Genomic DNA, 13,074 nt, shown 5'->3' on the forward strand with positions numbered 1-13,074 from the left:
GCTGTAACACTTTGAATCTAAGCATCGGCCCGATGCGCTAGCGGATCGTCACGAAATCGGCCGAGGCGACGACGGTGTTCGGCACCTCGGTCTTCTTGAATTTCAGCGTCACCCTGTGGCTATCCCGCCATCGCTTCTTCGTATTCGGCTGACAGCATCAGCCAGTCTTCCTCGGCGGCAGCGAGTTTTGCCGCGGCCTCGCCGCGCTGCTTTGCCTTCTCGGCGGCCTTGGCTGGCGTCTTCTCATAAAGGGCCGGATCCGCAAGTTCCGCGTCAAGCGCCTGAATCTGTTTCTCCAGCTTCGCCGTCAAGGATTCGATTTCGTTGATCTTTTTCCTGAGCGGCGTCAGCGAGGCGCGACGTTCGGCATTGAGCTTGCGCTGGTCGGCCTTCGACGTCGCGTCTTCAGTTAGCTGCGGCTTTTCTTCTTTTTTTTTACCTGAGGTGACGATGAGGTCGCGGTACTCGTCCATATCGCCTTCGAAGGTCGTCACCGTACCGCCATTGACCAGCCACAGCCGATCGACCGTCGCCTCGATTAGGTGACGATCGTGCGAGATCAGGATGACGGCGCCTTCGTAGTCGTTCAGCGCCTCGATCAGCGCGCGGCGGCTATCGATGTCGAGGTGGTTGGTCGGCTCGTCGAGGATCAGCAGATTGGGTGCATTGAAGGCGGCAAGCCCCATCAACAGGCGGGCTTTTTCGCCGCCGGAAAGATCCTTGGCGGCCGTCGCCATCTTCTCGGTCGCAAGCCCCATCTGGGCGACGCGGGCGCGCACCTTGGCTTCCGGCGCGCCCGGCATCAGTCGGCGCACATGCTCCACCGGCGATTGCTCGGGGATGAGGTCGTCGAGCTGGTGCTGCGCGAAGAAGCCGATCTTCAGGCTCGGCGCGATCTTCACTTCACCGCTCTCCGGCGCCAGACGGCCGGAGATGAATTTGGCGAAGGTCGATTTGCCGTTGCCGTTCGAGCCGAGCAGGGCGATGCGGTCGTCATTGTCGATGCGCAGATTGAGGTTTTTCAGGATCGGATTGCCGGGCTCGTAGCCGACGGCGCCGCTCTGGATCGCGACGATCGGCGAAGCCGGCTGCTTTTCCGGCTCAGGAAAAGTGATCGGCTGTACGTGGTCCTCGATCACCGCGGCGACCGTTCCCATGCGCTCCAGCGCCTTGACGCGCGATTGTGCCTGCCGGGCCTTGGAAGCCTTGGCCTTGAAGCGATCGATGAAGCCCTGCAGATGTTTGCGTGCCGCGTCGTTCTTGGCCTTGGCCTTGGTCTGCAACTCGTCGGCTTCCGCTTTCTGCCGCTCGAACTGGTCGTAACCGCCGCGATAGAAGGTCAGCTTCTTCTGGTCGAGATGGACGATCGCATTGACCGCGTTGTTCAGAAGGTCGCGATCGTGGCTGATGATGATGACGGTGTGCGGATAGCGGCGGACATAGTCTTCCAGCCACAGCGTGCCTTCGAGGTCGAGATAGTTGGTCGGCTCGTCGAGCAGAAGCAGATCCGGCTCGGAAAACAGCACGGCGGCAAGGGCGACGCGCATGCGCCAGCCGCCGGAAAAGGAGGAGGCGGGGCGGGCCTGCGCGTCCTTGTCGAAGCCGAGGCCGGCAAGGATGCTCGCCGCGCGCGCTTCGGCCGAATGCGCGTCGATATCGACAAGACGCATCTGGATTTCGGCGATGCGATGCGGATCGGTCGCCGTTTCCGCCTCGGCAACGAGAGCGGTGCGTTCCTTGTCCGCGGCAAGCACGATCTCGATCAGGGCGTCCTCGGTCGCCGGCGCTTCCTGCGCCACCTGGCCGATGCGTGCGGCCTTGGGGATCGACACCGTTCCGCTCTCCGAGCCGAGATCGCCGGTGATGACGCGAAACAGCGTGGACTTGCCGGCGCCGTTGCGCCCGACGAGCCCAGCCTTCGTGCCTGAAGGCAGCGAAACGCTGGCATTGTCGAGAAGCAGGCGCCCGGCGATGCGGGCGGAAATATCGGTGAGCGTGATCATGGCCGGCGTTTTGGCCGAAAGCGCCCGCCAAGGCAAGAGCGCTTGTCAGTCCTGGAGCATGATGCCCAAAAGCGGGAGTGGTTTTCGGACCTCCGGCCGGATCTAGCGGCCGAAAGCCTGCACCGGCAGTCGGGGGTTCGACTGCGCGGCGAGAAGTGCCACGCGGGCATTGGCCTGCAACTGTCCCGGAGTTGCCGCATCGGTGCTGAGCGCCACGCCGATCGAGATGGTGAGCCTGCCGGGATCGGCCTTGTCGGATGTCGCGAAGACCAGATTGTCCTCGACGGAGGCGCGCAGGCGTTCGGCAATAGCAATCGCATCCTGCATGCCGACATTGGAAAACAACAGGGCGAATTCGTCAGCCTCGGTGCGAGCGACGAAATCGTTTTTCTTGACCGACTTGCTGAACAGGCCGGCGAGCTTCTTCAGGAGCTTGTTGCCGGCCTGGGTGCCGTATTTGTCGTTGAGATCGGTGAAGTTGTCGATATCGACCATGATCAGCGCGCTGCCGGCGGCACCTTCTTCTCGCTTGTAGAGATCGGCGATCGTCCGGTTCAGTGCGATGCGGTTTGGAAGTCCGGTGATCCTGTCGGCGATCGCGGCCGATTGCATCGCCGAAATGCCGCGCTCCAGGGTTTCCAGCGTCTTGATATCGTCCTGCAGCTTCGCGCCGATTTCCATCTCCGCTGCAAGAACGGTCGAAAGCGAGGCAGTGAGGTAGTCGACCTCGCTGAGGAAGGCGGCAAGGCTCTGGTCGTCGTGGCCGGACACGGATTTCAGGATCGTGCCGCAGGCGCGCGCAAAGGCGTTCCTGTGCTTCAGCCCTTCGGCAAGCCTTTCCGCCACGTCGCGCAGCATCCGGCTCGCCTCGTTTCGGGATGTCACGCCCGCCAGCCCGCAATGGCCGACGAGGCGGTATTTCAGGCCGAGTTCGTCGAGCATCGGCTGCTGCGGCTGGGACCCGAGTGCCGCGATATCCTGCGCAAGGCCGGCATTCAGCCCGACGATCGCCTCGTGAAAGAGTTCGTAATTGCGCGGGAGTGACGCGACGTTGAGGCGCGCCATGTGCTGGGCGATCTTCTGGATATCCGCCATCGGCGCGGCGCGCGCAGCCTCGCGCGGCACCAATGCGTTTGCGCTTGCATTCTGCATGACGATCCCTCGCGACCCGGCCTCATCTCTCACATCACGCTATGCCCGCAAGCTTTTAAGAGAGGCTGAATTTTCAACGGAAAGCCCGGGATTCGCTGGTGGAACCGGCAAAGGCGGTTAATTCAGTCTTGATGCCAGAACATGATGCCGAAAGTGTGAGCGGTTTTCAGATGACATCATGTTCCAACTTTTTAATTCGGATCGGGCCTCACATCCATTCGCGGCCCTCGCTGCGCAGGAAGTAGATGAGATCAAGCGTGAGGCTCGCCTTGCCGAGCGCCGTCAGCGTCATGTGGCACTGGCCGCGATGATGGGTTTGGTGGTTGAAGAAATGCGCGAGCGCCGCCGACAGAGGCTGGGTGATCTCGGCCGGCTGTACCACTGTTACATAGGTGAAGTCGGCGGCGAGGGCTCTCTCGTCCAGCATGCCCGTCCAGGCAATGATACGCGCGTCCTCGATTTTGCGTGCGGCGGCAAGCGCATCCAGCTCTTCGAAGAGCACGGCATCGAGTGTCGTCGGCGCTTCGCCGGTGCCGCTGAAGCGCTTCATCCATATACGGTCGGCGACGAGCAGATGATTGAGCGTGCGATGCAGCGAGCCGAAGAAGGCGCCGCAATCATTGCGGAATTCTGCATCGCTGAGTTCGGCCGCAGCCGCATAAACTTGCTTGTTGGCCCAGCGGTTATAGGCGGCGAACATCCTGTAATGTCTGAGCATCCTGTCCCCTCCCGTGTCGTATCGGCAGTCTAGCCCTTTTCCCCAGAAAGCCGAGTGATGACGCCATGAAATTTCCTGATTTGATCGCAGCCGCTTTCTGTCGTGGAATGGATAGAGCTGCGATCTCGAAAGGACTGTCATGACCAGAGCCCTCTATTCCCTCTGCGGCGCCGACGAGCGGCGCTTCTTTTCGCCCCATTGCTGGAAGGCGGTGATGGCGCTGGCGCATAAGGGGCTCGATTTCGAGGAGATTCCGACGACTTATGCCCGCATCCGCGCGATCGGCGGCGGTGTCTCGTCGATCGTGCCCGTTCTCGACGACAATGGCCGGCTGGTCTCCGACAGTTTCGACATCGCCCTCTATCTGGAGCAGGCCTATCCCGAGCGGCCGTCGCTATTCAACGGTGAGGGCGGCAAGGCGCTGTCGCGGATGGTGGAAGGCTATTCGCAGATGATCATCCATCCGGCGATCATGCGCATCGCCCTTCTCGACATCCATGCGAACCTCGACGAGGAAGACAAGGCCTATTTCCGCGAAAGCAGAGAGGCTCGCTTCGGCAAACCGCTGGAACTGGTTGCCGCCGACAGCGAAGCGGAGAAGGCCGCCTTCGGCGCCAAGCTGGAGCCGCTGCGGCACATGCTGAAGTTCCAGCCCTTCATCGGCGGGCAGACTCCGCTCTTTGCCGACTATATCGTCTTCGGCGCGCTGCAATGGCTGCGTGTCTCCGCCGGTCTCGCCATGCTGGCCGCCGACGATCCCGTCATGGCCTGGTTCGAACGCTGCCTCGATCTTCACCAAAGCCGCGGCAGGACTGTGACAGCGGCGTGAAATTGCCGCCTACCTCTTGTTTTCGGGCGTTGGGGCGGGTAAAGACCGCCCACTTTTCCCGAGAAAACAGAGGATTTGACTATGGCGATTGAACGCACCTTCTCGATGATCAAGCCGGACGCGACCAAGCGCAACCTGACGGGCGCCATCACCAAGATGCTCGAAGATGCAGGCCTGCGTGTCGTCGCTTCCAAGCGCGTCTGGATGAGCCGTCGCGAAGCCGAAGGCTTCTACGCCGTTCACAAGGACCGTCCCTTCTTCGGCGAACTGGTCGAAGGCATGACCTCCGGCCCGACCGTCGTCCAGGTGCTGGAAGGCGAAGGCGCGATCCTCAAGAACCGCGAGATCATGGGCGCGACCAACCCGGCAAACGCTGACGAAGGCACGATCCGCAAGGTTCACGCTCTGTCGATCGGCGAAAATTCCGTTCACGGCTCGGATGCTCCGGAGACGGCTGCCCAGGAAATCAAGTACTGGTTCTCCGATACCGAAATCGTCGGCTGAGGCCACGCTTCGGCATTCGCTGGCAATGCCTTGAATTGACTCTCGAAAGCCGGGGCCACGCTCCGGCTTTTTCTATGCCGGACATTTGTCCGTATTCGAGAAATCGACGCTGCCGTCAGGCTTGAAGACCTCCGGGTTCTTGTCATAAAACGCACCGACCACGAGCGGCTTGCTCGGCAGGACGGTCTGGTCGAGGTCGGACCGGAACTGCGTCTTCAATTCCTGCAGCACCTTGCCGTCCTTGTCGACCAGCCGGACGCTGACGGAATAGGGACGGTCCTTGCGCACGCAATGCAGGTTTTCGCTCTGCAGCGCGATCTTGTCGTCGATCGGATAGATCTTCTGGTTCAGCACCAGCGGATCGCCGCCTTGCGGATTTTCGAATTCGGCGATGATGACCGAACCGTCGGGGATGGGGCCTGTCTTCTTCAGCGTCAGCAGATAGGTGGCGCTCGCTATCCGATAGTTGAAGACGAAGAGATGGCCGGTGACCTCGACCAGGTTTTCAGCCTGGCGCTGGCAGGCTGACAGCACCAGCCCGGCAACCGCCGCCATCAGGATACAATGCTTTCTCATGGCGTCTCCTCCTTCTTGCGGCGATAGTGACGGTTCGCCTTGGCGCGGTTGCCGCAGACCGCCATGTCGCACCAGGTCCGGCTCCTGTTCTTGCTGCGGTCGATGAACAGCCAGCCGCAATTGCCGCAGATCTTCATGCGGTCCGGATCAGGCATGGCGATCAGCCGCAGCGCCGAATGGGCGGTCGCCGCGACCAAGCTGTCGGGCCTCGTGTCGCGCAACGCCTTCGCCAGCGCCTCCAGCAGGCTGGCGAGCAGTTGGTCGTCGCCTCCATCAAGTATACGCTTGCGGAAATAGAGGTCGATCGCTTCCCGCAGTGCGATGAAATCCGCCTCGTTTTCCGCCGCCACCGGCGCGATGTCGCCGAAGAGGGCCCGCTCGGCGCAGAATTCGGCGGCGGCGCGCGGAAAGCTCCGCATCTGGTCTCTGACCGCGAAGCGGTCGATACGCCGCGTGGTATCGTGGCGCAGAACGACGCTGTTGACGACATCGAGCGCCAGTGCGCCGCCGGCAAAGCGGTGAGGGGTCCAGGAGAAGCTCATGATAAATTATAACTGGCGAAATGGGTTTTACCAGTTATAATTTTGCTGACGCGGAGTGTCTGGAATGGCTTATCTTCTGCAGCAGCTGGCGAATTCGATTCCGCTGGCCGCCCTCTACGCCGCGCTTGCCTTCGGTTATGCCGTAGCCTTCGGCGTGACGAAGCGGGCCGATATCACCTATGGGGCGATCTTTGCCTTCGCGGGCCAGATCCTGCTGCTCTTCACCGAACTCGCCTTCAACCGCTTCTGGCTGGTGCTGCCGGCCGCCCTTGCCGTCGGCGCTTTCGCTTCGATCGTCTATTCGCTGGCGGCGGGCCTATGGATCGGCCGCTCGATCATGCTGCCGCTGGTCAGCAAATCGCCGAATACGGTCATCGTCGCTGCCCTCGGCATCATGATCGTCCTCATGGAGACCGCCCGGCTTGCCGCCAATACCCGCGCCATCTGGCTGCCGCCGTTCCTGAACGACACGGTCGTCTTCTGGAGCGACGGCCCGTTCAAGGTGACGCTCACCCATATCCAGTTGATCGACACCGCTCTGATGTGTGCCATCGTCGCAGTGGGTACGCTGATCCTCAGACGCACGGCCTGGGGCCGCGTCTGGCGCGCCGTCACCGATGACCCGCTGGCGGCCGAACTCTGCGGTACCAGCGCCAACCGCGTCTTTCTCGTCGCCTACGGGGCCGCAGCCCTCGTTGCCACCATCTGCGGCATCCTCGCGACTTTCTACTACGGCTCGATGGATTTCGGCGCGGGCCTGATGTTCGGGCTGAAGGTGCTGATGATCGCAGCCGTCGGCGGCCATTCCGATCCGCTACGCTCGGCAGGCGGCGCTGCTGGGCTCGCCGTCGCCGAAACTATGTGGGGCGCCTACGGCCCCTTCGTCTGGCGGGATCTCGTCATCTTCTCGCTGCTCGTCCTGCTCTTGGTGATGAGCCGCCGGGAGCGCGTTGTTCTCTAACTACTTCCACTTGTCGCGGGCCGCGTCGTCGGCGTCTTTCGCCGCGACCCAGTCGCCGGTGGCGCCATCCCGAGCGTGCTCCTTCTTCCAGAAGGGGGCTGCGGTCTTGAGGAAGTCCATGACGAAATTGGCGCCGTCGAAAGCCGCCTGCCGGTGCGGCGCAGCTGCGACGACGAGCACGATATTCTCGCCGGCGGCGATCTTGCCGTAGCGGTGGATGGCGGTGAGGCCGAGAAGTCCGAAACGCCCGATGGCAAGATCGCCGATGCGTCGCATCTCCGCCTCCGCCATGCCGGGATAATGCTCGAGCTCGAGTGCCGCAAGTGTCCCGCCTTCATCGCGGCAGAGGCCGGAAAAAGTGACGACGGCGCCGATGCCGGGTTTGCCCTTGGAGAGGCGATCGACCTCGGCTTGCAGGTCGAAGTCCTCATGCTGGACGCGGATGGTGGGGGTGATGGTCATGATAACATCCCCAAATGCTTTGATGTCGTAGCGGAGGCTATGGAGAGGGCGTGCCGTGCCAACCCCCCTCTGCCCTGCCGGGCATCTCCCCCACAAGGAGGGAGATTACGCGTGGCTTGACCATCGGGCCCATCTACAGTTTTGCCGGGCTGAAACGCCGACTGTTTGGGGAAGCCGGTGCTCCCAGCCAATCTCCCTCCTTGTGGGGGAGATGTCCGGCAGGACAGAGGGGGGTAGCGACACGGCACCACCATCACTGCCTCATCCCCCCGTCATCGGCGGAAATATACCGATCTCTTTCGCCCCCAATATCGGCTCGTCATGCTCGACATGTTCCATGTCGAGCGCCACACGGATCACATCAGGATATTGAAGCGCCGTCTCATATTCTTCGCCCAGCGTCTTCAAATGATTCAACAGATCGGCGACGGTGACAACGGAGGAGGGGAGGTCGATCTCCTCCTCGCCCTTGCCGATGCGCTCGCGCACCCAGGCGAAATAGACAAGCCGCGTCATTCCTCGTCATCCACGATATGTTTCACTCCGGCGCGGAAATAATCATAGCCGGTATAGATCGTCAGCAGCGCCGCGATCCACAGCAGCGCGATGCCGGTCTGCGTTGTATAGGGGAAAATCTCGTCGCCGGCCGGGCCGGCGAGCAGGAAGGCGATGGCGACGAGCTGCAGCGTCGTCTTCCACTTGGCAATCCGCGTCACCGGTACGCTGACCTTCAGCGCCGCAAGATATTCGCGCAGTCCCGACACCAGGATCTCGCGGCAGAGAATGGTGATCGCTGCCCAGATCGACCAGCCGGCGATGGTCTGGTCGGCCGCGACCAGGAGAAGGATCGAGGCGACCAGCAGCTTGTCGGCGATCGGATCGAGCATGCGGCCGATATTCGACGTCTGGTTCCAGATGCGCGCGAGATAACCGTCGAGGAAATCGGTGAGCGAGGCGATGACGAAGATCCACAGCGCCACCCAACGCGCCGTATTGCTGATCGACAGCCTGCCCTCGATGAAGAAGCAGAGAACGATCAGCGGTACGGCGAGGATGCGGCCGTAGGTCAGAAGATTGGGAATGCTGTACGCACGCGATGCCATGGGATCGTTTCTCTGAATTGATGCACCGCTACAGCGCCGCGCGCCTTTTCAGACGAGCCAAGGACGCTGTAACACTTTAGAACCTCCGCATCATGCTCGGGCCGATGCGGTAGATGACGGCTTTGGCCGCGGACCGTCAACATTCTTTCTGTCTTTTCACCGCCTTTGCGTGGAATTTGCGACGGACGCCGGTTATTTCGCAGCGTCGTCGTGGAAATGGTTGTAGACCTGCCTGGCGACGGCTTCCGATATGCCTTCCACCGCCATCAGGTCGGACAGGGCGGCGCGCGAAACCGCCTTCGCCGTGCCGAAATGCTGGAGCAGCGCGCGTTTGCGCGATGGGCCGATGCCGCCGATCTCGTCGAGCGGGTTCTTGATCATTTCCTTCTTGCGCCGTGCCCGGTGCGAGCCGATCGCGAAACGATGCGCCTCGTCGCGCATGCGCTGGATGAAGTAGAGCACCGGATCACGCGGCGGCAGCGTGAAACTCTCGCGTCCCGGCGGGAAGAAACGTTCGCGCCCGGCATCGCGATCGACGCCCTTGGCGATGCCGATTGCCGTCACGCTGTCGGTGATGCCGAGTTCGGCAAGGATGGCGCGCACCGCCGTCATCTGCCCCTGGCCGCCATCGATGAGGATTACGTCGGGCCAGGTCGGGAAGGGCATGTCGGCTGCATCGGGAGTGGCCGCCTGCGCCGTCCGGTCAGGAATGCCTTCCTCCTTGATCAGCCGCGAGAAACGCCGCGTCATCACCTCCTTCATCATGCCGAAGTCGTCGCCGGGGGTGATGTCGGTCGATTTGATGTTGAACTTGCGGTACTGGTTCTTGACGAAACCTTCCGGCCCCGCCACCACCATGCCGCCGACAGCATTGGTGCCCATGATATGCGAATTGTCGTAGATCTCGATGCGCTGCGGAGCATAGGCAAGCCCGAACGTCTCCTTGAAACCTTCGAGCAGCCGCGACTGCGACGCCGTCTCGGCAAGCTTTCGCCCATGCGCCTCGCGTGCATTGCCGACGACATGGTCGACCAGATCGCGCTTCTCGCCGCGCTGCGGCACCAGGATGGAAACCTTGTGGCCGGCCTTTTCGCTGAGTGCTGCGGCGAGCAGCTCCAGCTCCTCGACCGTCTGCGACAGCATGATCTGCTTCGGCACCGGCTTGTCGTCGTAGAACTGCGCGAGAAAGGAGTTCAGCACTTCGGCGCTCGAAAGCTGTGGATCGGCCTTCGGGAAATAGGCGCGGTTGCCCCAGTTCTGGCCGGTGCGGAAGAAGAACACCTGGATGCAGGAGATGCCGCCTTCATGGTGGATGGCGAAAACGTCAGCCTCCTCGACGCCCGCCGGATTGATGCCCTGATGGCTCTGCACATGCGACAATGCCGCCAGGCGATCACGATAGATCGCCGCCCGCTCGAAATCGAGGTCCTCGGCCGCCTGGTTCATCGCCTCGGCCATATGCGACTTCACCTTCTGGCTCTTGCCGGACAGGAAGTCCTTCGCCTCCTGCACCAGTTCGCCGTAACTCTCGTCGCTGACCTCATGGGTGCACGGCCCGGAACAGCGCTTGATCTGGTAGAGCAGGCAGGGTCGCGTGCGCGTTTCGAAGACGCTGTCGGTGCAGGTGCGGATCAGGAAGGCGCGCTGCAGCGAGTTGATCGTCCGCCCGACCGCGCCGGCCGAAGCAAAAGGTCCGAAATAGTCGCCCTTTCGCGCTCTCGCACCGCGATGCTTGAAGATCGCCGGTGCCCGGTGGTCGCCGGTGATGAGGATATAGGGAAAGGACTTGTCGTCGCGCAAAAGCACATTAAAGCGCGGCCGCAAGCGCTTGATCAGATTCGCTTCCAGAAGCAGCGCTTCGGTTTCCGTGCGCGTCGTCACGAATTCCATGTTCGCCGTCTGGCGCACCATCTGGGCGATGCGGTTGGAATGCACGCGGCCGACGGCGTAATTGTTGACGCGTTTCTTCAGGCTACGTGCCTTGCCGACATAGAGCACGTCGCCCTCGGCATTGAACATGCGGTAGACGCCGGGGCTGTTCGGCAGCCGCTTGACGAATTCGCCGATCAGTTCCGCGCCGAGGAGCCCGGTTTCATTGAGGCTACCCGCATTCCAGTCGACCGTCGCCGTAAGCGGCGCGGCGACGGAAGCGTCGCCTTCCACCTCGATATCGTCTTCGCTCTCGTCCGTGTCGTCGTAGAGAACGCCGCCATCCGGCAGCTTTCGTCCGTTCATTCCGTAATCTCCGCCACATCGGGCGTCTGCCAGGCGAGGTGCTGGCCGCCGTCGAGGGCAATCATCTGGCCGGTGATCGAGGGCGTGTCGTAAAGGAAGCGAATCGTTTGTCCGAATTCCTCCAGCGCCGGCCCTCGCTGCAAGATAAGGGCTGAGACCTGCGCTTGGAAGTCCTCCATCGCCTGCCGCTCGCTCGGCATCGAGGGGCCGGGGCCGATGGCATTGACGCGGATACGTGGCGCCAATGCCTGTGCAAGCGTCTGTGTCGCCGTCCACAGCGCGGATTTGGAGAGGGTATAGGAATAGAAGCTAGGCCTCAGCGCCCAGACCCGCTGGTCGATGATATTGACGATCAGCCCCGCTGCCTCAGCGGGCATCTGCTGTGCGAAGGCCGCCGCAAGAATAGAGGGCGCACGGACATGCAGGTCGAAGTGCAATGCCCAGGTGGCGGCATTGAAGCTACGCGCTGAATCATGCTGGAAGACCGACGCATTATTGACGAGCAGATCGAGCGGCCCGAGCGCCTCCGACGCCTTCACGACCAAGGCGCCGGTTTCGCCGATATCGGTGAGGTCGGCCTGCAGGGCGGTCGCCCGATATCCCTTCCGCCGCAATTCCGCCACCAGCTCTTCGGCCTCACCGATGGAGCCGTTCGCGTGGATCGCAACGGAAAAGCCATTTGCAGCAAGGTCTTCGGCGATTGCCCGGCCTATTCTTTTAGCAGCCCCTGTTATAAGGGCCGAGCGAAGTCTTTTGTGGTTCAAAATCTTGCCTTCTGATCCCGCGAGTCTGTCTGCAGACTATATAGGCGCCGACGGAGATTATATAAATAGGCCGTTGCGGTTGCGTCCGGGAGCTGGATATTCTATGTATTATTTAAGAATGTGATCTCTTAAAATAAGTATTGTCGGTTTAACACTTCAGTATGGTTAATGAAATGTATGTTGCGTTAAAGCAACATCGAATTTCAGCCATGCGGCAGCCACAATGATATCACAATTTGGCTCTTTCAAATCCGCATTTGAGTTCCAATTTCAGTCTCGATCCGGAAGGGACATCTGGCAATATCCCGCCAATGCTTCACTGATAGACAGATGACAAGCGGCGCGGGACTGAAAGGAGACTAAGTATGCGTGTACTCATTGCTGGCCTCATGGCCTCCGTTTTTGCAATTGCGGGCGTCTCGGCAGCTCAGGCGGCTGATGCCGTCGACCAGGTTCCGGAAGCACCGGTCGCCCAGGAAGCTCCGGTCAAGCCGGCTGGCAACTGGGAAGGTTTCTACCTCGGCGGTGCGGGCACCTATAACATGGGTGACTTCGGTTCCGACCGCCACACCTACGGTTTCGGCGGCCAGGTCTTCACCGGCTACAACTGGCAGCAGGGGCAGATCGTTTACGGCGTTGAATCCGATCTCGGCTACAGCGGCGACGACGTCTCCTCGGGCGGCGTCGAGAACAAGTATGGCTGGAACGGCTCCGTCCGTGGCCGCGTCGGCTACGACATGAACCCCTTCCTGCTCTACGGCACGGCCGGTCTTGCCATCGGCGACGTCAAGGTTTCCGACGACACCTCGGACGAAAGCAAGACGAACTTCGGCTATACGGTCGGCGCCGGTGTCGAAGCCTTCGTGACCAACAACATCACGACTCGCCTCGAATATCGCTACACCGACTACCAGAGCAAGGACTACGATCTCGACTCCGGCAGCTTCTCGCGCGGTTACGACGAGAACAGCGTCAAGCTCGGTATCGGCGTCAAGTTCTAAGCCGACCGAATATCCTGATATGGAAAAGCCGGGCAAGTCGCCCGGCTTTTTGCTGCCGACAAACCGCTGAAAAACCCGCGACGTCATCCTCGGCCTTGTGCCGAGGATCTGCGCACGTCAAAATAAACATCTGAAAATAAATGTTTTCCGCCAGAACAATTGGGGTGGTTAGATGCTCGGCACAAGGCCGAGCATGACGGAAGAGACTTTGTCAGCAAATTGAA

At 61.3% G+C, this 13,074-nt stretch carries 14 protein-coding genes; 4 read left to right on the forward strand and 10 right to left on the reverse strand.

All coding sequences use genetic code 11. The features are described 5' to 3' along the window. Positions 1-119: 119 nt before the first annotated feature. From abc-f to RlegSU303_RS06260, 3 genes are all read right to left on the reverse strand, one after another. On the reverse strand, positions 120-2,003 hold the full coding sequence (gene abc-f, locus RlegSU303_RS06250) for a ribosomal protection-like ABC-F family protein (protein ID WP_017959822.1): 1,884 nt from the start codon (positions 2,001-2,003) through the stop codon (positions 120-122). A gap of 102 nt (positions 2,004-2,105) precedes the next feature. Next, positions 2,106-3,155 (reverse strand): GGDEF domain-containing protein, encoded by a 1,050-nt coding sequence (locus RlegSU303_RS06255; RefSeq protein WP_094086305.1) that lies wholly within the window; start codon positions 3,153-3,155, stop codon positions 2,106-2,108. A gap of 208 nt (positions 3,156-3,363) precedes the next feature. Next, entirely contained in the window at positions 3,364-3,873 is a 510-nt protein-coding gene (locus RlegSU303_RS06260; RefSeq protein ID WP_131621906.1) for a DinB family protein, read from the reverse strand. Positions 3,874-4,012: 139 nt separating this feature from the next. Here RlegSU303_RS06260 and RlegSU303_RS06265 point away from each other — a divergent pair, with 139 nt between their 5' ends. Both RlegSU303_RS06265 and ndk read left to right on the forward strand, forming a co-directional pair. After that, positions 4,013-4,702, forward strand: coding sequence for a glutathione S-transferase family protein (locus RlegSU303_RS06265; protein ID WP_131629223.1), 690 nt, complete (start codon positions 4,013-4,015; stop codon positions 4,700-4,702). Between the two features lie 81 nt (positions 4,703-4,783). Next, a complete protein-coding gene (gene ndk, locus RlegSU303_RS06270) occupies positions 4,784-5,206 on the forward strand; it encodes a nucleoside-diphosphate kinase (protein ID WP_004680549.1) in 423 nt (140 codons plus the stop codon). Between the two features lie 72 nt (positions 5,207-5,278). On the opposite strand, the gene RlegSU303_RS06275 is transcribed toward ndk, so the two are convergent. Together RlegSU303_RS06275 and RlegSU303_RS06280 are read right to left on the reverse strand one after the other, a co-directional pair. Further along, entirely contained in the window at positions 5,279-5,782 is a 504-nt protein-coding gene (locus tag RlegSU303_RS06275; protein ID WP_168279954.1) for a hypothetical protein, read from the reverse strand. Further along, positions 5,779-6,324, reverse strand: coding sequence for a CGNR zinc finger domain-containing protein (locus RlegSU303_RS06280; protein ID WP_168279953.1), 546 nt, complete (start codon positions 6,322-6,324; stop codon positions 5,779-5,781). Before RlegSU303_RS06280 ends, RlegSU303_RS06275 begins: the two co-directional genes overlap by 4 nt. 64 nt (positions 6,325-6,388) lie before the next feature. Here RlegSU303_RS06280 and RlegSU303_RS06285 point away from each other — a divergent pair, with 64 nt between their 5' ends. Beyond that, the gene (locus RlegSU303_RS06285; protein ID WP_168279952.1) at positions 6,389-7,285 is read left to right on the forward strand and encodes a branched-chain amino acid ABC transporter permease; all 897 of its coding nucleotides are present in this window, start codon (positions 6,389-6,391) and stop codon (positions 7,283-7,285) included. Here the strand turns inward: RlegSU303_RS06285 and RlegSU303_RS06290 are convergent, their stop codons facing one another. The 5 genes from RlegSU303_RS06290 to RlegSU303_RS06310 form a co-directional block, all read right to left on the reverse strand. Then, a complete protein-coding gene (locus RlegSU303_RS06290) occupies positions 7,286-7,747 on the reverse strand; it encodes a molybdenum cofactor biosynthesis protein MoaE (RefSeq protein WP_065279493.1) in 462 nt (153 codons plus the stop codon). It lies immediately after the preceding gene. A 261-nt stretch (positions 7,748-8,008) separates the two neighbouring features. After that, complete coding sequence (moaD, locus tag RlegSU303_RS06295; RefSeq protein ID WP_168279951.1) at positions 8,009-8,263, reverse strand: molybdopterin converting factor subunit 1; 255 nt, start codon at positions 8,261-8,263, stop codon at positions 8,009-8,011. Continuing rightward, positions 8,260-8,850: a CDP-diacylglycerol--glycerol-3-phosphate 3-phosphatidyltransferase gene (gene pgsA, locus RlegSU303_RS06300; protein ID WP_003547103.1), complete on the reverse strand. Its 591-nt coding sequence runs from the start codon at positions 8,848-8,850 to the stop codon at positions 8,260-8,262. Before pgsA ends, moaD begins: the two co-directional genes overlap by 4 nt. Before the next feature lie 192 nt (positions 8,851-9,042). Further along, positions 9,043-11,085, reverse strand: coding sequence for an excinuclease ABC subunit UvrC (gene uvrC, locus RlegSU303_RS06305; RefSeq protein ID WP_168279950.1), 2,043 nt, complete (start codon positions 11,083-11,085; stop codon positions 9,043-9,045). After that, on the reverse strand, positions 11,082-11,849 hold the full coding sequence (locus RlegSU303_RS06310; protein ID WP_131622390.1) for an SDR family oxidoreductase: 768 nt from the start codon (positions 11,847-11,849) through the stop codon (positions 11,082-11,084). Before RlegSU303_RS06310 ends, uvrC begins: the two co-directional genes overlap by 4 nt. Positions 11,850-12,214: 365 nt before the next feature. Here RlegSU303_RS06310 and RlegSU303_RS06315 point away from each other — a divergent pair, with 365 nt between their 5' ends. After that, complete coding sequence (locus tag RlegSU303_RS06315) at positions 12,215-12,850, forward strand: outer membrane protein (RefSeq protein ID WP_003547106.1); 636 nt, start codon at positions 12,215-12,217, stop codon at positions 12,848-12,850. Positions 12,851-13,074: the final 224 nt, after the last annotated feature.

Origin of the sequence: Rhizobium sp. SU303 (genome assembly GCF_021052345.1) — a bacterium.
Lineage (GTDB): Bacteria > Pseudomonadota > Alphaproteobacteria > Rhizobiales > Rhizobiaceae > Rhizobium > Rhizobium laguerreae.